This is a genomic window from Furfurilactobacillus curtus (genome assembly GCF_054657915.1).
Window position 1 is genome coordinate 1320376 of the sequence record NZ_BAAHXU010000001.1, and the last position, 22923, is coordinate 1343298.

Sequence of the window (22923 nt, forward strand, 5' to 3'; positions counted from 1 at the left end):
TTCACTTCAGATTAGTAAAAAGCAAAGTCAGAATCACTAATGAACAAAAAAGTAATGTGAGAATGCTAATAACAAATGAAATTTTATAAATTTTAGGCGGGACAAATTCAATTTGAATTGTGTTAAAAACCTTATTGTTAACGAGTCGAACCCGAGCCAAATGATATCGATCTAATGTTACTTTCGAGACGTGATGATTTACGATGACTCGGTATTCTCGAACATTATAAATCCAAAATGGCAGGCGAACTGTTGTATTTTGTACTACTGGCTTCTTCGTTTCTAATTTATACACAACAGTATTGGCACCAACATGAATATCCTCCGGCCGTATTGTTTGCTTACCAACCAAAAGCAGATGCCGATCAACTTGCAATAAGGCTTGCCGATCTAGCCCATAGTCCGGAATATAATCACGATAGATAGATGCTCCAATGTCATTTTTAAAACCTGCATTTGTTATTCTAAAATTATTACTAGTTACATTTTGCATCGTGCTCGTTGCAGACACAGTGTTGGTTTGATCTTTATGAATTTTGTTTTCCGTATTAATTAACGTGGTCGTTACGCTCACCATTAAAATAACAGGCAGGATAATAGCACCCAATGTTAACCGGTTAACTATTTTAGGAGATTTTTCCAATGAACTCAGATAGTTACCGGTAGCGACAGCAATGGCATAGCATAGAAAGAAATTAGCCATTGGCATCATTCGTCCCGAGTACTGAAGTCGACTGATAACAGTCTTGGTCATTAATGACCAAGGGAAAATATCCGTAGACATTATCGTTAATCCAAACCCGATGATCAGAGTAATCCTAACAATCCGCGATAAATAACGCCATTTAGAAATCAATACCAGACAGCCAACAACGATCAATATGCCAAATTGTAGCTGATAGACTTCAATTCGTGTATCTAGCGAATTGTTAATTATTTGACTAAGTGCCAGACCATTTTGTGTTCCAAAATTAGTTGCTGGTGGCGATAAAATCTTAGTATGTAGATATTGATCGAAAAAGGGAATCCAAAAATTTAACGTCGCAACCATATACAGAATTGAAGCGGCAAACAAACGTAATATCGCTGACCAAGATATCCGTCGAGCAATAATGAAATATATCAAGGATAAGCCAAATCCAATAAACGTTATAAAGGCGGTCATGAAGTGGGTCTGCGTAATTAATGCCAGACTAAAGCCTAAAAATACCCAAGTAAATTTTCCAAAATAATTATGTTCTGACTGATAAATGAGATGATAAAAACTTAAAATAGCTAAGGGAAAAAAGAGCATCGCCACAGATTCGCCCAAGTCAAACCGCCCTACGTTATCTTCAATCAAGTAAATTGAAAAAACATAGCCAGTAGCAAAAATAACACCAGTACGCCACGCATATCCAGATAAGCGAATTGTTATGAAATTCATCCATAGGCCCAAAAAAGCAATGATCGCTTCTCCAAGCGCCAATGCAATGATGTGTGGTCCCGCAATTTTTAAGCCAATTAAAAAGGGGGTTAGCCCAAGCCATGGATAGAAAAAATTAATTCCTTGGCCAGCGTTACCAAACGCCTGTGTCGAAATATATGTTAAGTGCCCTTGTTTTAAATTTCCATAAATTTCCAACAACCGTTGTAAATGAAATGCCCGATCGCTTCCCACCAACAACCCTGATGGAGGGAAAATTAATAATCCAAAAGCAATTGCACTAATACCAAAGAAGATAAACAATAAACCATTTTGCTTAAACGTTTTCATGAAGTATCCCCATCTTTTTTCTGCCTAGTTTAAATTATAATCAAAAACAGACAATCAATAGAATTAATTTATATAAAATTTCATAAATTCTAATGATTGCAATATACTAATAAAACAATCTAACAAGTGATATTGGAGGGATATTGTGAAACCTAAACATACGATCTTTTTTTATATAGCCAGTTTTTTAATACCAATCTTAATTTTCTCAGTTCTGTTAGCAGCTGCTCACATCACACCATTCGGCAATATTTCTCCACTGCGTAGTGACATGAATAACCAGTATGTAAGTTACTTTGCAGCGTTAAAACACATTGTCTCCCAGCATTCATGGTATTCATATTCATTTACACTAGGTGGGAATCTATTTGGTTTAGTTACCTACTATCTGATGTCACCTTTGAATTTGATTTTTATACTGGTACCTTTGACAGCCATCAATCAAGCTATTGTGGTGATTACGACGATAAAAATTGGCTTGCTCGGACTAACAATGGGGTTATTTTTAAAACAGGAACCTGCACCGAATCTTAATACCCGTTTGTTGCCATGGCTTCGTTTATCCCTGACAACAAGTTACGCTCTATCAACTTTCTTTATCGGCTTCGAAATGAACATTATGTGGTTTGATGGCTTCATTTTGCTCCCATTGGTTTTATTAGCTATTGATTACCTAATTAAAACGGGGCAATCGCGTTGGTTCATTGTGACACTAAGCGCATCTGTAATTTTAAACTATTATATCGCGTTTATGATTGGCGTATTTAGCTTCCTTTGGTTAATATACCGGCAGTTAACCCGGTTCAACACAGACTTATTTTGGCAGCGTATGCGTCAATACATACTTGCAGGTTTTGCTTCACTTAGCTTAACAACAATTATCTGGTTACCAACGTTAATTTCACTTCGCGGGGCTAAAAAACAATCCTTTTCGGCCTTTGTTCATCCCCTCACCCAATTCAATGCAATAAAAGGCTTCGGCCGATCCTTTCTAGCCGGAACATATGGCGCAAATATGAGCAGCGATTTCAACAATGCGCCACTCATTTACTCATCCACATTTATAATAGTTTTATTGATTGCATATTACTGCGCGAATAGTATCCCCATACAGCATCGATTGATAAGCCTCGGCTTTTTATGTTTTATGGGTCTCAGCACTTGGTTTACGCCCCTTGCTGTTTTCTGGCACGGGGGAACACCCCCCATTGGTTTTGACGGCCGTTTTGCTTTCACAATTGTCTTTTTAACAACAATTTTGGCCTATCAAGGAGCAAATGCACTTAAAGCTGGAATTAATCAACCCGCTTTTTTAATGATCAATGCATTGATCATTATCGTCGTTTATCATCGACAATTCCCGCAGTTATTAACTCTGAAATTTAGCATCGTTAATATAAGCTTGTTATTACTTAATTTTATGTTAGTTCTGTGGTTAACAAACGCCCATCAAAACGCTAAAAAATTAATTGCTGTGACAACCAGTCTTCTTCTACTAAATCTAATTAACGTTACTATCAATGATCATCACGTACTAGCTAATAATTACAACCCACCCACTACGAACACCTTTAATCAATTTGTAAATTATACTGCACCGGTTTTAAATTCATTGCCGCGTTTAACAAGAGCCAATAACAGAATAGAAATGGATTTCTCAAGAAGTAATAATGATCCTTTATTGCTTAATTTCCCAGGTGTTAGTCATTACAGCAGTTCGGAACCCAATAACATTAAGCAATTTATGGGTAACCTTGGCTATTTACGCGATATGAATTGGACCAACTATAGTGCTGGCAGTAGTAATTTTATTGACGATTATTTTGGCATCAGTAACATTGTCAGTGATCCTCATCAAAGTTTATCAAGTGCGATTGATAATGACGACTACATGGGCCATTCTCAACCTGTATCATATGCTGATACAAAAATTAAGCAAAATAATAGAAAAGGACTTGCTGTCACTCATCACACAGAGGCGCTACCACTGTTATTTCCGCTGCAGAAAAACAACACTAGTGATAAACTAAACGCCTCGGTAGAAAACGTTTTTCAAAATCAAAATATCTTAGCAACTGGCTTGTTTGCTAGGAAGATTATGTCTCCTGCAAAGGTGCAGGCAGTTTCTAACCTCAAATATAGCGTCACACCAACTCAAGATGGGGAAGTCTATCTTGCCCTACCTGCAACCAACTTTCCTAATTTCCTTGAATGGGCGCCAATCAACATTCAACGAAACGATTTCAAAAAATCATTAGTCACGTATAATTTCGGTGAGAACAGCGTCTTAGACCTAGGTTCAGGAACTAAGAATATTCCCTTTATGATTACCATTAAACCAACAATACCAAATGTACAAATTAATCAACCAATAATTGCCAGTTCTCCTAAAGAATCAACTCTGAAAAATGCATTACTTGATATTAAAAACAAGGTAAAAACCCAACGAGTTAGCGGAAATCACATTAGAACTACTGTTTATGGAAATCAAAATCAGTCAATTCTATTAACCTTGCCCATTGATGCTGGCTGGCATCTGACCATTAACGGCAAGCCTTATCCGATATCAAAGGCTTATGGCGCCTTAATTACCTTTAAACTTCCACGCACTGGTAAAAACTTAATTAAGCTCTCTTTCGTGCCACGCGGTCTTAAGGCAGGCCTGATTATTAGTATCGCTTCTTTAATCATTTTGGCTATACTCTTCACTCTTCAAAAGCGTCGACAAAAATCATAAAAATCTGTAATAAAAAACTCCGAATTTGATCACATGATCAAATTCGGAGTTTTATTTCGTTCCGAACCATTTGATGATGATTAATTCGGCTACTATCACAAATTCATAAAGCGCCGCAGTTTTAATTTAATTACTCCCCAAATAAGACAACCCGCCGATTGCTAGAAAAATCACGACTAACCAGATCGCTAAATGGGCAAAGAACATAAACGCACCCACGACTAATAGCACGCCCAAAATCCAAAAAACTAGTTTACCAATAAAACGTCCGAATAAAAGTAACAAGGCTAAGCCGATTAATAAACCCATTTGCGGGCCTCCGTTTTTCTTGTTCGATTTACTAATGTCACCAAAGTTTAGTCTTTTTTACCTAGCTTTCAAGGTGGGGAATCGTAAGGATTGGTAAAAAATCACCACCGTTTGACCTAGATGCGATTTGCAGATGGATACCATTAGCAATCCAGTCGACCAGCACCATCTATTTACACAATTATTTTGCAGTCCAAGTGTGGTATATTGAGCCACATGGAGGCATATCATGTGTACAGCAATCACAACGTCTAGTTTAGACCAACACCATTTTTTTGCGCGCACGATGGATTTACCGACAACGACGCCATGGCGGCCAGTTTATTTACCCGCGGATAGCTGGTGGCAACCATCCACTGACGATGCTGGACAATCGCTGCCGTTTGCCTTATTAGGTGGCGGTCGCTGGACGCCCGGCAATCATTACCTAATGGGGGATGCGATGAATACGGCCGGTTTAGCCTGCGCGGAGCTCTTTTTCCCCATTGAAGCACACTATGCATCGACGCCATCGGCACACCATTTAAACATCACACCCCAAGATTTTATTTACTGGGCGCTCTTACACGACTCGATTGCTAGTGTTGCGGCCGATTTGCCAACCCTACGCATCGTTGCAGAAGCTTGGCATCAAGAAGACAACTGGCGACCGTTTCACTGGGTATTAACCGATCGGACAGGACAAACTGCCATTCTTGAACCACGTGATGAGACGCTTACCTTAACACCGGCCCCATTACACGTCCTGACGAACACGCCGAATTATCCGGCACATGTCAAACGGCTGCGGCAACGATTAGGTCACCCGGAAGCGACCTCTTGGCCAAACTTACTTTCACAGATAGAAGCTTTTAATGGGGCTCTGCCACATACAAATTTACCCACAGATCGGTTCCAACGAACTGCGGTTCACCTGTGGCAACAAGCACAACCGCAGGACGCCAAGACCGCGGTTAACCAATTAATCGCTTTGTTAGATGATGTGGTCATTCCGCGCACCCTAGATCGCTTAACCCATCATAATCTAGATTACACTCATTATGAGGACGTTTTGGATTTAACTAGTCTGAAAATGACCTTTAAATCCACTAGGACCCAACAAATTCATCAAGTTTCACTAAATAATTTACAAGACCGCTTTCCCCAACAGACCATTGCCCTACCATTTACTTAATCTAACGAAAAAAGATCAGCAACTTTGCTGATCTTTTTTCGTTACTCATTCTAATGCGTAATGTGTAAAGCCCGCTTCCATTTTGCGTATACAACAGATTCAATGCGCGTTGTCATACTCTGGTAGGCGTGTTGGCTCATCTGTTGCCATAGTTTGTCATCTTTAAGAAGCCGGATCATCGCGCCTGCTAACCCATCCACATCTCCACGACTGACTAAATAACCGTTACGGCCATCCATAATCAGATCAGCTGGCCCATAGAAAACGTTATACGTAACCGCTGGTAGGCCATGTGACAACGCTTCTGTTAATGCTAGTGGCTCATTGTCGCCCTCTGTGGCATTCACGTAGACTTGTGCTTGATCATATACATCGTCCAGATTGGCATGATAGCCATGTAACTTCACACTGTCCGTCAATGCTTGTTTTTTAATTTGCTCATTTAATGGCTTTTCTTGATCTCCATAACCATAAATCGCTAATGTCGCATCAGGAATCTGTTGCTTGACCTTAGCAAAGGCGGTCACGACATCTTCAGTATGCCGTTCTTTGGTTAACCGACCGACGACGACTAACTCGTGCCGGTGACGTTGGGCCAACGCAATGTGCTTAGCATGCTCTTGTTTTGGATCGACAACGCCGGCTGGAACAGCAAAAATCGGTGTTTTCACGCGGTCTTCGCCGCCCATCCACCGCGTTAAATCAGCTTTTTGAGCTTCAGTCGCTACAATCACGCCGTCGAGCTGATCGATATGATTAACCAACGCGTTGGCATACAATCCTGACAGGTTGGCATAAACTTGGTCTTTAGCGTCCACCGTATGTGTTGTCGGTAGCGTTATGTAACGCCGCGCCTTAGTCGTCATACTCAAAACTGCATCGTAGGAAGCCCCAGGTCGATCTGCCACAAAAGTCGATTTCTCACCGTCACGCCGATTAAGCTCATCCAAGAAGAACGTAAATAATTCGTCATAACTATTAAAAAACAAATCTTGATTCTGATAGTCCAACAGCTGTAACAACGTCAACACAGTGCGGCCATCTGCATCATGCCCAAAGTACTCTTCAATCACTCGTTGACCACTTGGGGCATAGGTCACCTGACTAATCAGGTCACCCTCGTTACTAAAGAATTGATCCCGCGTCTTGAAACCACGGAAATCCCACAAACTCATTTGAACTTTTTTTCCGGTCTTATCATACACATCGACGCTGTACAACTGGCCGATTGTCCCGGGTGCAAAATGGACATCCATAATGAGTTGATCACCATCATAGACGTGACTCACATCTGCCCCTGGATCAACATTATATTCGGGCGCTAAGTGAAGTGCTTCAATTTTTGGCTCATTTTTCCCAACCGGAACCCGTGTTTCAATCCCTTGAAAAAAGTCATACATATTAACAATTTGATCATCTTCGAGGCCAAACCGTTGCTTGTTCGCGTACAACATTTGATCAAAATTTCGGGTCACTAACTTCGCTGGTTTACCTTGATGTTTAAATAATTGGAGTCGTTTAATTTCGGCGTGTTCAATCCCAGAGTTCAATGCCATCAAGTATTCATTTACAAAATAAATCACGCTTGAACCTCCTGTTCATGGCCTTGATTAAATACTGCCACTGCCTCAAAAACCGCCTGCCATTTTTCCCAAACAGCCGCTTCAGAAAAGCGTTTTGCGTCTTCATAAGCATGCTCACTAAAAGTCTGCATTAGCGCATCATCGCTCAATAACTTGCTAATTGCGCTAGCTAAGGCGTCCACATCATCAAGTTTGACTAAATAGCCGTCTCGATCATTTTGGATAATCCCTTGTGGACCATATTTAGCATCGTAAGAAACGGTTGGTACCCCGTGTGACTGCGCTTCTAACAGCGCTAATGAGAAACCTTCAGCTCGAGAAGCTAAGACATTGATCTGCGCACCGTCATAAACTTTGCCAATATCTAACGTGTAATCGTGGAAGGTAACGAGTTCACCCAGTTGCTTGTCAGCGACGATCTTATGCAACCGTTCACCTTCCTTACCGTTTGCGTAACCCCAAAATTCTAAGCGCGCGGTTGGAACCTGTTTGTAAACCTGCTCAAACGCCTCAATCACCTTATCCTGTTGCTTTTCAGGCGAGAGACGCGCCACCATTATAATTTTCCCGGGCGTCCGTTTACGCCAATCCACGTGCGGGGCATTTAGAACCTGGTCATCCACAATTCCCACCGGCAATTCGAAAACCGCTGGTACATCACCCCACCGATGCATAAAATCGAGGCGTTGTTGCGGCGTCGGCGCAATCACGCCTTGCCACTGATGTAAGTTCTTAATCGCATATTCATAGTTATAATTAAGCGTCGCCGTCATCACTTGTTCCGGATCATTTAAGTGATTGGAATGTAAATGCATCATTTTGAAGGCGCGCGTCTTCATATTTAATACGGACCAGGCTAATTCAAACGTCCGATCAACGACCATGACGTTATTCTCACCATCACGCCGGTTTAATTCATCAAGGAAAAAGCGCATCATCGCTTGCTCACCGTTAAACGAGTAATCGCTGCCGTGCCAGTTCAAAATCCGATAAAGCGAATTGTCCACTTTCCCTTGTTGATTTTTCATATGAAATGTTTGATAGACCACGTCGCCTTGCGGGTTAAAGACTTGTTCAGCCGTGACTGCCCCATTAGCATCATGCCACTGTTCCAGGGCCTTGAATCCTCGAGTATCCCAGTACTCACTCTTCACTAATTTGGCGTAACGATCAAATGTCAGGACATTTTCGACTTCCTGATACTCAGGAGCACGCATTTTAATTCGCTGAATAATTCGTTCTGAATTGCGCACCATAAAACCATGCTCGTCTTGATCATTTACTAAGACTTGCAAATTCGGTTTGACGTGCAAATCAGCTAGCTTAAAGGACTGCTTAGGAAATGTCTCGGTCCCTTCAAAAAAATCAAATAAATTGACCATATCGTCATCAGCTAAACCAGCGTTGGCTAGCGTATCATGTAAGCTCAGTGAAAACGAGCGCGTCACAATTTTAGCTGGCACATGGTGATCTTTAAATAAATTGAGTCGCTTCATTTCAGCGTGCTCAATCCCTGATTTTTTTTCATTGAAACTCGCATTAATAAAATAATACATTTTTTGACCTCACTGAGTGCCTTTCAAAAAAATAGGATCTAGCACATTGCTAAATCCTATTCTACCGTACCTCGTTACGACTGAACGAACTTTTAACCCCTCTTAATTATCTTTTTTTCGGCGTGTGGTACCAAGACCCGTCAAGCCGAGTAAGGTTAGGCCAATCAATCCCCATCGTGATGGGCTTACCGACGTATTCGTTGCTGGTAGTTGCACTTTTGTCGAATGCTTAGTTGTTGAAATATTGCTTGCTTTCGGCGCTGATGCAATTGTTTTAGCACTAACTTTAATCGCCTCGACTTGCGCTTTGCCAAAATGTTGATCTGCGAAAGCTCCGGGCTTTGTTGAAACCATTGGCTGATTCGAAGACATTGATTTTAATGGTTCAACTGATTTCGCGCCACCATTCGTTTGCGCTGCCTCTAGCAATAACTTTGCAATTTGATCTGCCAATGACGAGATGGTCGCCGCCATAGATTGCACTTGTTGCTGTGTGTTTGCCAAATTGGTTAGTATCTGTCGATCTTGCTCATTAGTCATGTGGGGTTGAAGCTGCTTCGTTGCTTTTCCCACCAATCGATTAACATCGACTTGCATACTTGCAGCTTGGCCGGCCAATCGTTGAGCCTGACTCGCCAGTGATTGAGACACTTGGTTCTTCGCAGATTGCGCTGCAACGTCTGTTTCCTCCACCAACTTAGCTGCTGATAACGCCGTCGTGGCATTAGCTAACTTAGCGGTTGCTTCAGCAATTTGACTTGCCAGTTGCGCGGCGGCCATTGAATCAACCTTAATTAATTGTTGAGCCTGCGATTGAGCTTGCGCTGCGACTTGTCGCCGCTGTTTAACTGCACTTGTCAGGCTAGATAAGTAGGTAGCATCTCGTTGCGCTTGCGTCGCCCACCACTTAGCTAGTGAAGCATCATTGCTTGTGGCAGCGCTACTTGCTAACGAAGCCGCTGCACTAGCAAGCAAAGCAACTGATTCAACAGCACCATTCAATGAATCGGCTGCTTTATCGGCAACATTAGCTGCATTGACTAAACTTTGCACCACTTCGTTACTGGAATCAGTGGCCGCCAAAGCTGCTACATCAGCCGTTGCTAAGTCTATCTGGCGCTTGTTCTCAGCCGCGGTACTTGCTAGCGAATCAGCAACTGAAGCTTGCTGTTGAGCAACTTTCGCCGCACTTTGCGCGGTTGACTGATCAGTTCCAATTAATTGCTCAACTGCAGATAAGGCGTCATTGGCTGAGCGAAATGCTTGAGCCGCAGATCGGTTCACAGAAGTAGCGACGCTTTGTGCACTGGCTGCTTCACTAGCAAATTGACTGGCCGCGCTAGCATCATTGATATCAGCAGCGCTTGCAGCTAATGAGGCGGCAATACTAGCAACCGACGCAGCTGACTGGGCCGCACTAGTTAACAATTCAGCTACCTGATTAGCTGAATCAGCCTGGGTAACCAGACTTTGCACGGCGGCATTTTGTAAATCGTGCTCGGCAAGTGACGCGGCTTGGGCAGCTAGTTCGCTGGTTGGTCGAGTCAACTTAGCAGTACTATTTGTAATTGAGCTAGCAGAAACTGCATCTTGACTGGCCTTTTGGGCGTCCGTCAAAGCGGACGTCGAATCAACAGTCACCAATGAGCCAACCATGGATTGGGTTTGACTGACGCGAATTTGTTCAGCGCTGGCGACCTGATTCGCAGAAGCAGCAACGCTCTGTGCACTGGCTGCTTCACTGGCAAATTGACTCGCTGCGCTAGTATCATTGGCATCAGCGGCATGTTTAGCTAGTAAACTTGCTGCGCTGGCGACGGAGGCCGCAGATCGGGCTTCACTAGTCAGAGAATCGACAGTACTTGCTGCAGCAACAGTAGCACTGGCCAGACTTTGAACGGCGGAATTCTGTAAATCCGTTTTTGCGAGTGAACCGGCTGTTGAAGCCAATGCACTCGTTTGCTGATCAACTTGATCAGCACTAATTGCTGTCGCCTCTGCAGCATCTGCGGCTTGGCTGGCCTTCGCTGCCTCATTCAAGGCCGCACTGGCATCATCAAGGACCGCTATACTTAATTCATTGACCATCTGACTGGCCAAGGTTTCGACACTCGTTGCTTGACTAGCGGCTGACTGCGCCACAAGTTGGGCACTCATTGCCTCACTAGCAAATTGACTGGCGGCACTGGCATCGTTGGCACTAGCAGCACGTTTTGCTGACTCAAGCGCTGCACTAGCCACGGCCGTCGCTGATTGGGTAACAACCACTAATGAATCAGCACCACTGGCCGTCGCGCTCACAACGCCCGCTAAACTTTGCACAGCGGAATTCTGCAAATCCGTCTTAGCTAGAGAAGCGGCATTTGCAGCAAGTGAATCTGTTTGTTGCCTACTTTGATCGGTACTGTCAGTGGCCCCACTCATTGAAAGGGTTGCTTCACTAACTGCCTTTTCTGCGGTTGATGCCGCATTTGAGTCACCTGTCACCAGCGAATTAGTCTTCGATTGAGCTTGACTGGCAGTCATCTGTTCAGCGCTGGCCGCTCGATTTGCCGAAGTAGCTAGGCTTAGGGCACTCGCTGCTTCACTAGCAAATTGACTGGCAGCACTGGCATCGTTAACGCTAGCAGCACTGGCTGCTAACGACGCAGCGATATTAACAACGTCCGTGGCAGATTGGGCTTGGCTGACTAACGAATCAACAGCGCTGGCCGCCACCTCTGCTACACTCGCCAAACTCTGAACCGTTGAATTCTGTAAGTCAGTCTTGGCTAAAGAAGCTGCATCAGTGGCCAATGAATGCGTTTGTTGGTTGCGTTGGTCCGCACTTGTCACGACATCGCTGGTAGCACTGGCCGCTTCAATGGCGTTGATGGCATCTTTTGACGCAGCTAGTGAATCAGCAAATACCAATGAATTAGCTGCCGATAGCGTTTCCGTAGCGGCCTGTTGTTCATCAGTCACTGCTTGATTAGCGGAAATGGCGACACTTTGCGCGCTAGCCGCTTCACTAGCGAATTGACTAGCGGCACTGATATCGTTAACACTAGCAGCATTTGAGGCAGCTATGGCCGCCACACTGGCCGCTGAAGCCGCTGACTGAGCCACACTAGCTAATGAATCGGCGGTATTAGTGATCGAACTGACTTCATTAGTTAAACTTTGAACCGTTGAGTTCTGATCATCAGTCTCGCTTAAAGAAGTTGCACTGGCTGCTAACGAACTTAGCTCTTTACTTGCCTGATTAGCGCTATCAGCCAAGTCACTCGTATGATTGGCCGCAGTACTAGCTTTCGTTGCATCACTTGCAGCCGTGGCAGAATCAAACGTTACCAATGAATCGACGGCTGACTGCGCTTGACTAACAAGTTTGGCAACATTACTTTCTGCTGTCACGGCTGAAGTAGTGGCACTTTGCGCACTTGCCGCTTCACTAGCAAATTGACTAGCCAAGTTAACATCATTGTTCTCTGCTGCACTAGCTGCTAAAGAACTTGCTTGCTTAGCAACGGTGGCCGCAGATTGCACTAATTTTGCCAATGAATCAACAGTATTGGCCGCTGAAGCCGCGGTACTAGCAGCATTTTGAACGGCCGAATCTTGTAAATCGCGCTTAGCTTGGGAGGTTGCACTGGCCGCCCAATCACTCGTCTGCTGGTTAAGTTGATCGGCACCAGTGACCGTTTTGTCAGCACTGCTTGCCGCCAAGCCTGCCATTGTTGCTTCATCTGAAGCTGCTGTAGAATCCGTTGCCACGGCTGTACTTAAATCAGTCATCGTCTGACTGGCAAATTGTTCAGCACTGGCCGCTTTACTAGCGGCAGAACTAGCCACACGATCTGCACTAATCGCTTCACTAGCAAACTGACTAGCGGCAGTCACATCATTTAATTGAGCTGCATTTGCAGCTTTTTGAGCATCCAAACTAGCGACCTCATTGGCACTAGCGGCGACAGATGCCAACGACTGAACCAGGATATCGGTAGCTGATAAGGCGTTTGCAGCACTTTGAACAGCAGAATCTTGTAAGTCAGCCGTTGCCAGATGTTGGCCGACGGTTGTCAAACTGCTCGTCTTAGTGTAATCAGTTTGGGCGCTCGCTGTTGCCACACTGGCTGAGTCAGCTTGGTCACTGGCATTATCCGCATACCCAGATGCAGCTTGTGAATCAACCGTTACCGTGTCACTAACGGTTGATTGCGCTTGATGCGCAGTTACTGCGGCGGTACTAGCGGCGGCTACTGCTGAAGTAGCCGTGCTTTGTGCGACTATTGCGACACTAGCAAATTGGCTAGCAGCACTGACATCATTAGCACTAGCAGCACTGGTGGCTTTAGCCGCCGCGACGCTGGCCACGTCAGCGGCTGATTGCGCCACACTTACGAGCGAATCGGCGGTGCTATCCGCTGAAACCGCCGTACTGGCCGCATTTTGAACAGCCGAATTTTGTAAATCAGTTTTGGCCAAGGTCGCGGCACTATCAGCCAATGCACTTATTTGCTGGTTAAACTGATCAACACTTGTGGCTGCCTGATTGGCACTATTTGCTGCAACACAGGCTGTTGTTGCGTCATCCGCTGCCGCCGTCGAGTCTGCCGTGACTGAACTTTGAACTTTTGTCACGGTGTCTTTGGCAACCGTCGCTAATGAATCTAATTGTGCAGCAGCGGTTGACAAGGCTTTGGTCGCCACTTGTGCAGCTGATAAAGCAAGACTTGTGGCATTAGAATCATTGCTTAAGGCTGCGGTGGAGGCCGCCTGTTGCGCACTGTTAATCAAGGAAATGGCAAGTACGGCTTGCGAATTAGCTAAGCTAGCCGCTGCCTGCGTGCTACTAGCATCACTAGCCAAACTGGTAACTGCAGCATTCTGTAAATCAGTCTTGGCTGTTAACTGACTGGTCTTGTCGGCACTGGTCAGGTTAGCAAACGTATCCGCCAGCGACGTTGCTTCATTATTTGCACTCGTATTCAACGTATCGGCTGCCACATGATCTTGCGCAGCGGCATTTTGGTCAGCTGAATTGATCGCTGCCGCACTAGCCACTAATACCGCTAATGATTGTTGGATCGTAGCGGCTGTCGCTGCCGCACTTGTTGCGACACTAGCCGCACTAGCGGCCGTTGACGCCGCCTGACTGGTCAATAATGGATTATTAAATTCAGCTAAACTACTTGCCGCACTGACAGCACTCGCGGCAATTGTCGCCATTGAATTAGCCAGACTAGCGGCCGAATCGTAACCACTACTCAAAGATTGACCCGTCGTAAGTGCGCTTGCCAATCGCGAATCATTTGGTGTCTGCGTAACATCGGCTCGCAAACTGGCAACATCACTAAGAACCGCTGCTGACAGCGTATTCGCTGAGGTGACGTTACTTGCAGCAGGGACCACTGCCACTGCGGCTGTCGACGCTAAATCAGATGAAACAGTGTGATCGACCGTTGTTGCCACACTGGCCATCTGACTAGCTAAGTTTTCCGCACTCGTTTCCAAACTATTTGCTAAGGTCTGCACAGTTTTCGCCTGATCAGCCAACTGACTAGCTGTATTCAGATCGTGACTAGCAGCAGCGACACTAGCAGCACTGACTAAGGATTGCGCCTGTTGTTCCGCGCTAATAGCCGCACTGGTTAATTCCTCATACCCACTCACTAGCTGTTTAGCCGCTTCAATGTTTCCTGATAGCGTCGAATTAGCTGCATCACTTTGCGTTGTTTTAACGATTGAATCCACCGCTGGTGAAGCGGCAGAAGCGTTAGAGGCCACTAGCGACGCGGCGATACTTGTCACATTTTCTGAACTTGTAACTTGATCAGCAGCGTCATTGGCGCCAATTGTATCGTTAATTAAGTTGTTGGTCGCATCCGCTAGTGCATTTTTAGCAGATTTAGCCGCAGCGACTGCTTGATTAGCCGCGCTAGCCGCCTGAACTTCAAGACTTGCCACCTGGCTGGCTAATGTTTGCGCTGCGATGGCGTTATTATCTGCAGCAGCTAAGCTGGCTTGACGTGATAATTCATTTGCTGAGTCAGTAAAAGCAGCTGCGGTACTAGCCGCATTAACAGCTTGGTCAGCCAAACTTTTGACTAATGAGGCATCAGCCTTAACTGCCAAATTTTTCTGATCAGCTTCAGCAATAGAATTTACTTGATCAACCATGCTATTCAAATCAATCACTTGCTGACTAGCAAGTGCTGCATCGCTACTAGTTGAAGAAGCAGCAGCACTGGCACCACTAGCGGCACTGGCAGCCACACTGGCGTCGGCGCTAACAGCTTGACTAACTTGGTTAGCCAAATCGTCAACGCTAGTCGCTAACGCTGTTGCACTGGCCAAAGTAGCCGCGGCTACACTGGCTTGAGCAGAGGCGACTGATGCCGCCGCACTGGCCGTTTGATTGTCATTTAAGCCAGTAGCTGATTGCGCGTCACTTGCCGCAGAATCAGCCATACTCTGCGCGACTGAAGCACTGCTGGTTAGCGCACTGACCTGCTGATTCAATTGATTGGCTGAAATTAACAATCCCGTTAAATCGCCATTAGCCGAATCAGTTGTCACCAACTGGGCAATCTGACTGGCAGCCGTACTCATCGTTGCTGAAGCCTGTATTGTTGCCACATTAGCGCTAGTCGCTTGGCTCGCATAACGATTAGCTTCACTTAAAGCTTGGTTAGCAGCCGACGCATCCCCGGCAACTCGGGTTGTCATTTGACTGTAAACCTCGTTGGCCGTGGTAGCCAAATGATCCACTTGATATTCCAAGGAACTCACAGTTGAACCCGCTGTAGATGCAGCTAACGCATAATTTGTCGCACCTGAAACATCATTATTAGCCGCCGCTGACACAGCTAATGAAGCATACCGATCAGCATCACTAACTGCTGCAGAAGCCGAAACGTTATCAGCGTTTACCTGAGCTGTTAAGCTATTGGCTTCAGAAAGCAAATTGATTACCGCGGCATCTTTAGGTGCTGTCGCCGCAATCGCTTGAGCAGAACTCAAAATATGATTGACGTTCGTACCTTCTGTTGAGCCAGCACTGGCTGCCTTGGTCGCCGCGCTCGCTATCGTTGATGCAGCGGAAGCTTGTATTTGAGCGGCTGTCTGGTCATCGATTACTTTTTGCCCAGCGGCACTCGCTAATGAATTAGCCGCACTAATTAACAAAGTTAGCGAACTCTGTAAACTCGGGACTAACGCCGCATAACTAGCCGCGGTTGAAGCGAAGAAGGTCGCTGAAGCAACATCATTCGCCTGCGCCGCACTTTGCGCGGATGTATTGGCCGCTGCCGCAGAGTTTTCATCTTCCTGAGCGATTGTCGCAAGTTTATTTGCAAGATCAGCCATCGAAGCCGCGGAAAGTGCTGCGGACTGTAACTTGACATCCGTGGCTGCAGCACTGGCCGCGCTCATCACTTCACTGGTCGCTTGTGAAATTGTATTTGTTTGTTCACTAACCGTTTTAACTTGACCTGACGCCGTTGAAGCCGCTGCCGCCGCGTCTGAGGCCTTTTCACTGGCGGTCACGCTATCTACGTGCACCGCCTGGCTTAGAATTGGCGACTGTTGGCTAATCACCGTCGCAGCCGAATTCATTGATGCAATTAAGTCGTTATCCTCGACGACCAAGTAATTGACTTGTGAAGCCATCGTAGCCGCTTGGCTGGCGTCATAACTCAAGGCCACACTAGCAGCACTGGCGGTTAACTGGTTAATCATCGCCTGATTATCTTGCAGCTGTTGAACAGTACTAGTAATTTGTGAAGCAGCCGTACTAACCGTGGCGGCCGAACCTTGCACCGAAACGTTTTGCGAATCAGTCGCGGCAATTGATAACGCTTTGTTTGCCAAAGACATCGCCACACTGCCGTTAGTAGCAGCATTGGTTGTTATCAGAGTCGCGGCAGAATCTGCGGAAGCCGCCACCGAGGCATTCGTAGACGCCACCGTTGAATCATCATTGACTTGTTGTTCCATACTGTCGTCAACAGCTAAAAAGTCCAAATAGAGCCGCTGTGCACGAGCAGCAGCAGAATCAGCAATGCTTTGAGCATTTGCTGCACTTTAATATATTCCTTGAGCCGATTCTGCTTGATTTAAACCCGCAGCTGAGGCAGCTGCAACATACAGCTGATTAGCACTCAATGTTTGGGCGCTAGCAACAGCTTGCAAGGAGGCATTTTCAGAAATAACGACTGTTGCTGACGCTGCCTGCGTTTGAATTTTCACATTATTTGGATCTAATTTAGCTAAAGACGCGGCTTTATTACTTAAAGATGTATTGTGATCACCATAACTTTGAATCGTGATGACATCCTGACTAGCTTGTTTAGCGGCCAGGCTGGTAGCCGTCGCTGCTGAACTGGCTGCCGCACTATCAGATGCCACCGCACTTTGAACGTAATTATTAGCACTTTGCGCCACACCGAATAAACTTGTCGCTACCATCGCTGCCGAAAAAGCAGCCGTTTGGGCACTGGCAGCCGATAATGCGAATTCGCTAGCCAAACTAGCATTGTTTGACGCCGCTGCTAGCGAAGCTCGACTAGCAAAGTCGCTGGCTGTACTTGCATAGTTACTCGATGCACTAGCAAAGGAGGTCGCTTGCTTGGCTTCATAACTGGCCAATGAAGAGGCAGATATCGCACCACTGGCAGCCGACTGGGCTAAACTGGCCGCACTAACAACACCACTGTTCGCCAAATCAGTCCGCCCAGTAGCTGAGGCCTCATTGGCGTTGGTTACTGCTGAGTCAGCCGCGCCACTAGCGGTAGCCGCATTAGTTACCGCTGTTGAAGCCACGCTTTGCGCTTGACTGGCTAGTTGTGAAGAAACCTGACTGTCAACTGTAACCTGACTGGCCACTTGTTTTGTTGAAGAAGTAACGATTGACGCCGCACTGTGCGTCACCGCTGCTTCAGAAGTTGCCTGTGCCGCCAAACTGGAAGCTTGCATGGCATAAGAGTATGCGCCACTAACATCATTGGCTGAAGCGGCACTCGCAGCTAAGGACGCATACTGCAAAGCTTGATTCGCATCATTGGTCGCGGATTGGGCGGCCACATTTCCGGCATTAGCGGTTGTCGAGGTCGCAGTTGCACCTGTCTGCACATCGTTATTGGCTTGGTCAGCACTAGCCAATGACATTGCCTGACTGGCAGTTAAATTAGCTTCAATTGCGGTCATAGCAGCTGAAAGTGCCATTGATTGAACAGAATCAACCACCTTTTTCGCCGTCGACGCTACATTTGAGGCCGCAATCGAAGTGGCTTTGTCCGCAACAACGATCGCTTGTGAGGCCGTTGAAGTCGTCTGAAAAGCAGTTTGGCTGGTAGCTAAAGTAAGCTCTTGAGCAGCAGCGGCGGCGCTGTTAGCCACACTAGCCGCATTATTAATTGCAGTTTGTGCTGCTAATAAAGCACTATTGTAAACCTGCGTTGCTGAGGTGGCGGCAGTTGTTGCACTTGCTGCTTTTGCCGTATCACTGGCGGCCATTTGTGAGTAATAATTGACATTTGAATCTAATTTAAAGGTACTGCTTTCAAAAGCATAGAGTGAATTAGCCGAGTTGGCGGCTGCTGTGGCGGCTGCGGCATCTGCCAATTCCTCCAGATAGGTTTGTTCTAAACTGGTCGCTAAGTTATTAGCCGAATTCGCTGTAGTAATCACATTTGCAACTTGCGCATTAACTGAATCCAATATAACTTGTGCACTAACCGCTGCCGATCCTTGGTTCGTCACGGCCATGTAATACGATTGGGTAGCCGAATATTGAGCTGCGACTGCCGAATCATCGGGCGAGACTGATGCCGCATAACTAGCTGCCGATAGAGCCGATTCTGCATTGGATAACGCCGTGCTAGTTAACCCTTGGTACGAATTAACTTCCGATTCCGCTGCCGTCACAGTTGGCGTTGGATCAGATGTAAAGGTGTAGGTCAGTGTTTGATTATTCGAAAATTTCTCATTCAATGCTGGCGAGGTTGTTAATAAATATTGGCCGCCATTTATGGTACTCGTCACCTCAGCACTGGGCTCAACTGCTGATAGATCAATGGCTGCTCCTGCTACCCCAGAAATCGTTCGACTCGGTAAAATAACTTGTCCATCAGCATCGACATATTGAATGAGTGTCGATACAACTGATGCAGTCTCAATTACGTTCGTTGTCTGAGTCAGATTGTTCTTAACTACATAATTAAATGGCGCCTTCAAACCATACCCAACACTGTTATCCCACACCACCACTGTGGCGGGATCCATCCCCATATCAATCGCTGCTTGAGCTGATTTTTGATCGGGGTAAATATGAATCGTATCCCCGATGTTAGCTGTCACAGTCAATGGTGCTGACGTTCCATTTGGCGTTTGAATGTTAAGGGTTACTTGTGAAGTTCCTTTAGTGTATTCAAACGACGTCACACGTGCACCTTGTTGATTTGAGGAACCTCCAGTTGAAGCCGCGAAGGACATCGTATAGTCGGCTAATGCTGGATCGATTTTAATTGTTTTACTTAATTGTGTATTTTCACCATTGTCAGGAATGGACATAGCAAAGGTTCCCATTCCAGTTGAAGCATCATAGGAATAAGTTAAAGTGAAGTTATGAAAACCAGTATCCAGAATTTTCGCATCCATTGGTTCCCAAGTGTTTGAACTAGCTGAAACCATCGGTGTATTTGGGGTAAACCAGCTACCTGGAATTGCTGAGTAGTTATTAATTAACCCAGTACTGTCAGTTGTCCGCCACCCGACATATGGCGTTGTTGGATCACCATACAGCCCATTGGTCAACGTTGGTACACCTGAATTCCCCCACGGATCAAAGGTAAAACCTAGCGCGTTCGGCAAACCAGCGATCCCTAACCCTCCCCCAGCTTGCGCATCATGGGTATCACTAGGATTTTCTGGTGCTTGAACAAGAACTAACGAAATTCCGTCAGCACCACCACTTTTACCAACTTCAATGGCCCCAGTTAAGGTGAAATTTTTGGTCAAATCCACCACATTATTTAAATTAGCATGCCCAACTTGGTTACCTGTATCCGCCGTTAGTTGAACTGTCCCGCTGCCATCGAACTGCACACTGGTCCCATTGCCAGTAAACTGGGTTGACGCGTTTGCGGCCGTCACGTTACCGACTGTCGTGCCGATTTCCATCCCGTTGCTTAAAGTTGCGATCGTCGAAGCTGCTGCTGTTTGCGTAATTGCAACCGGTTGATTTAAAGCAGCTAATTCAGCCTTAACCGTTTGCACAGCTGAACTAGGTGTATCAGTTGGTAAATTGACCGTTAACACACCATCAACAGCGGTACTGGAAGTCGCTCCAGTTGGCAAAACCAGTGTGGGACTAATAGGTGTCGTCTGCGAATCAACAGCTAACGTTGCCCGTGATGTTAGCGTGGCCGGATTAATAATCGCTGCTTGAAAATCAACTGGTTGTGGTGCAGGTGTATCAGTCGGTACGTCTGCTAAATCAGTCAGACTAGCCCGTGATGTTAGCTGAGGTGATTGCAAGGCTGAGGTGTCATCAACCTGTGCTTCACTGGCTGCAACCAGCGAATCAGCTTGCTTATTATCTGTTGCCGGTTCACTAGCAGCACTCGTGCTCGACAGCACGACACTGCCTTGACTGGCAACTGAACTGGTTGCCGCCATTGAATCGTCAGTCAGTGTTATCTGATCTGTACCAGTATCAGCGGCTGCAGTCTGTGTAGTGAAGCCCTCAGCGACACCAAAGAATAGCAAAGTTAAGCCCGCAAACAGCCATTGTTTGCCGGCTTTATACATTTTATAGTGGGTTTTTTGTGCGGTGTTTACACGCCCCAATTGACTTTCTTTCATAACTCCCTCGGCTCCCAAAAAGCAACGCTTGTGTCAACATTTTTCCAAATTAAACATTTAGTATAATAGTATAACTCATATAATTGTTTGTAAACCTACTGATAATGCTAAGCTAGTCAACTTTTCAAGAAAAAAACGAACCAATTTTTCATAAAAATTTGGTTCGCACATAATATCGCCCAATAAGGCGTTAAATAAATTATTCATTATTGGGACAGTACTTGATAGATCAATAAATCACGCCATTAACATTGCGGTTAAAATGACCCTATTCATTTATACATGCCTGATACTCAATAGTTAGTTCATCTTCAAATTCTCTATCGAATATCGACAAACAATTTGAACAAAAAAACCAGTCTGGGTTAATCCCAAACTGGCTATTTGTTGATTCAAAAACACTAATTAATCTTCACTACCCATCAAACGACCAACAAAGGCGGCAATCACAGCTCCAACAACCGGGGCGGTTAAGTAGACCCAGTAATGAGCCAAAGCAGAACCACCAGCAAAAATAGCTGGTCCAAAACTCCGCGCTGGGTTTAATGAGCCACCCGTTAAGTTCAACACGACGATGATTAAGAATCCGAGAGTTAACCCAATCGCTAATGGTGCCATTTGGCCATTACCATATTCGTCACTCGTCACCATCAAAATAACAAAGACGAATAAGAATGTAATGATAGCTTCCGTCAAAAATGCTGCCCCAGCTGAAATATTGGGGAAATCTGTTTGCCCAAAGCCAACCGCTTTAGATAATTTTAGTGCGTGTTCCATAAAAGCAATCACACTGGAAGCCACAGTTGCTCCTAAAAATTGTGAAACAATGTAAAACAAGGTATCTGTGCCGGATAACCGCCCGTTAATGAACATGGCGATTGAAACCGCAGGATTAAAGTGACCACCAGAAACGCCACCGACTGCGTAAGCCATCATTGTAATAGCTAAGCCAAAAGCCAGTCCAATGGTTAATGTACCACCCTTTGCGATTGTCACCGCACCAGTCCCAATAAAGACGAGCATAAAAGTTCCGATAAATTCGGCGAAATACTTTCTCATCCGTGTGTCCTCCAAAAAATTGCTCAATAAAATTTTAATCGTCCTTTATCATACACTACTTTACCCGCTCTCAACAATTTTCAATTTTAATTGAAGCAATTCATCATGGCGACGATTAAGCCAACAAAAACAAGCCTCCAGATTTCCGGAGACCCTTAGTTTTAAATTTATGATTGATGGTTGTTGGCAATCAAAGTCACTCGGCGACCAGCGAGCCATAAGAAAATGCTGGAAAGCCATGAGGCAAGTACAAAACTGATAATTGCCTGACTATAAAACATCCGCGCATTAATTAGCCAATGATCGCTCAACCGGCCCACTTGAGTGTATTGCCAGACCCCCACCACAGCTGGTATTAAAAATAACATATAAAGCCAAAACGGTGCGCCATTATTTAACATTGTCCAAGCTAAAACCACGCCGACAAAGATATTAATGAGACTGGCCCATAGGAGAAGGCCTCTAACCGCTGTGGTTGCTTCATCACGCCATTGCTGATTCATGGAATCCCGTCCTTTTTAATTAATGTCATCCATTATGACACAATTCCACGGATCACACGACCTCATTCAAAAACTAGGCTTGATGCTCAGCTAGCGCTTGTTTACCTTTATCGGTCAATCCCGTTACAGCATTATCGGATGCGTCAATGTAACCATCCGCAATCAATGGCCGCGGATTACCCCCAATCGCGTTATCACAGTAATCGACGAAATGAGTAACCGGTGTCCCTGGTTCAACACGCCCATCGGCAATGGCGGATAAAATATCGTAATCTGTTGCTGATAAATTCATTGTTATTTCCTCCTGTCATTCATTGTTAACGATTGTTATTATAACTGACTAATGTAAAAAAGGGTGTTCTCAGTGCTCCCAGATTGTTTTAAAAAATTTTTTATTGT

11 protein-coding genes are annotated in these 22923 nt (G+C 45.3%); 2 read left to right on the forward strand and 9 right to left on the reverse strand.

Going from position 1 to position 22923, the window contains the following annotated elements:
* Position 1: 1 nt before the first annotated feature.
* Complete coding sequence (locus tag ACYQ0Y_RS06305) at positions 2-1756, reverse strand: hypothetical protein (RefSeq protein WP_407882595.1); 1755 nt, start codon at positions 1754-1756, stop codon at positions 2-4.
* 145 nt (positions 1757-1901) lie between these two features.
* Here ACYQ0Y_RS06305 and ACYQ0Y_RS06310 point away from each other — a divergent pair, with 145 nt between their 5' ends.
* Complete coding sequence (locus tag ACYQ0Y_RS06310) at positions 1902-4493, forward strand: YfhO family protein (protein WP_407882596.1); 2592 nt, start codon at positions 1902-1904, stop codon at positions 4491-4493.
* 126 nt (positions 4494-4619) lie between these two features.
* Here the strand turns inward: ACYQ0Y_RS06310 and ACYQ0Y_RS06315 are convergent, their stop codons facing one another.
* Positions 4620-4802: a hypothetical protein gene (locus ACYQ0Y_RS06315; RefSeq protein ID WP_407882597.1), complete on the reverse strand. Its 183-nt coding sequence runs from the start codon at positions 4800-4802 to the stop codon at positions 4620-4622.
* 229 nt (positions 4803-5031) lie between these two features.
* Here ACYQ0Y_RS06315 and ACYQ0Y_RS06320 point away from each other — a divergent pair, with 229 nt between their 5' ends.
* A complete protein-coding gene (locus tag ACYQ0Y_RS06320; protein WP_407882598.1) occupies positions 5032-5976 on the forward strand; it encodes a linear amide C-N hydrolase in 945 nt (314 codons plus the stop codon).
* A gap of 50 nt (positions 5977-6026) precedes the next feature.
* Here the strand turns inward: ACYQ0Y_RS06320 and ACYQ0Y_RS06325 are convergent, their stop codons facing one another.
* The 7 genes from ACYQ0Y_RS06325 to ACYQ0Y_RS06355 all read right to left on the reverse strand — a co-directional run bounded on the left by ACYQ0Y_RS06325 (position 6027) and on the right by ACYQ0Y_RS06355 (position 22816).
* Entirely contained in the window at positions 6027-7559 is a 1533-nt protein-coding gene (locus ACYQ0Y_RS06325) for a glycosyltransferase (protein WP_407882599.1), read from the reverse strand.
* Positions 7556-9115, reverse strand: a complete 1560-nt coding sequence (locus tag ACYQ0Y_RS06330; RefSeq protein WP_407882600.1) for a glycosyltransferase — start codon at positions 9113-9115, stop codon at positions 7556-7558. The genes ACYQ0Y_RS06325 and ACYQ0Y_RS06330 overlap by 4 nt, the downstream gene beginning before the upstream one ends.
* Positions 9116-9217: 102 nt before the next feature.
* The gene (locus ACYQ0Y_RS06335) at positions 9218-17095 is read right to left on the reverse strand and encodes a hypothetical protein (protein ID WP_407882601.1); all 7878 of its coding nucleotides are present in this window, start codon (positions 17093-17095) and stop codon (positions 9218-9220) included.
* A gap of 87 nt (positions 17096-17182) precedes the next feature.
* Positions 17183-20962 (reverse strand): lectin-like domain-containing protein, encoded by a 3780-nt coding sequence (locus ACYQ0Y_RS06340; protein ID WP_407882602.1) that lies wholly within the window; start codon positions 20960-20962, stop codon positions 17183-17185.
* Positions 20963-21367: 405 nt separating this feature from the next.
* The gene (locus tag ACYQ0Y_RS06345) at positions 21368-22021 is read right to left on the reverse strand and encodes an MIP/aquaporin family protein (RefSeq protein ID WP_407882603.1); all 654 of its coding nucleotides are present in this window, start codon (positions 22019-22021) and stop codon (positions 21368-21370) included.
* Positions 22022-22188: 167 nt separating this feature from the next.
* Positions 22189-22524, reverse strand: coding sequence for a hypothetical protein (locus ACYQ0Y_RS06350; protein WP_407882604.1), 336 nt, complete (start codon positions 22522-22524; stop codon positions 22189-22191).
* Between the two features lie 73 nt (positions 22525-22597).
* Positions 22598-22816, reverse strand: coding sequence for a hypothetical protein (locus tag ACYQ0Y_RS06355; protein ID WP_407882605.1), 219 nt, complete (start codon positions 22814-22816; stop codon positions 22598-22600).
* Positions 22817-22923: the final 107 nt, after the last annotated feature.

What these genes read in the sequence shown, in the direction of transcription:
- ACYQ0Y_RS06305 (WP_407882595.1), bottom strand. Translation starts at nt 1,756, where the DNA reads ATGAAAACGTTTAAGCAAAATGGTTTATTGTTTATCTTCTTTGGTATT.
- ACYQ0Y_RS06315 (WP_407882597.1), bottom strand. Translation starts at nt 4,802, where the DNA reads ATGGGTTTATTAATCGGCTTAGCCTTGTTACTTTTATTCGGACGTTTT.
- ACYQ0Y_RS06320 (WP_407882598.1), top strand. Translation starts at nt 5,032, where the DNA reads ATGTGTACAGCAATCACAACGTCTAGTTTAGACCAACACCATTTTTTT.
- ACYQ0Y_RS06330 (WP_407882600.1), bottom strand. Translation starts at nt 9,115, where the DNA reads ATGTATTATTTTATTAATGCGAGTTTCAATGAAAAAAAATCAGGGATT.
- ACYQ0Y_RS06335 (WP_407882601.1), bottom strand. Translation starts at nt 17,095, where the DNA reads ATGGAACAACAAGTCAATGATGATTCAACGGTGGCGTCTACGAATGCC.
- ACYQ0Y_RS06340 (WP_407882602.1), bottom strand. Translation starts at nt 20,962, where the DNA reads ATGAAAGAAAGTCAATTGGGGCGTGTAAACACCGCACAAAAAACCCAC.
- ACYQ0Y_RS06345 (WP_407882603.1), bottom strand. Translation starts at nt 22,021, where the DNA reads ATGAGAAAGTATTTCGCCGAATTTATCGGAACTTTTATGCTCGTCTTT.
- ACYQ0Y_RS06350 (WP_407882604.1), bottom strand. Translation starts at nt 22,524, where the DNA reads ATGAATCAGCAATGGCGTGATGAAGCAACCACAGCGGTTAGAGGCCTT.
- ACYQ0Y_RS06355 (WP_407882605.1), bottom strand. Translation starts at nt 22,816, where the DNA reads ATGAATTTATCAGCAACAGATTACGATATTTTATCCGCCATTGCCGAT.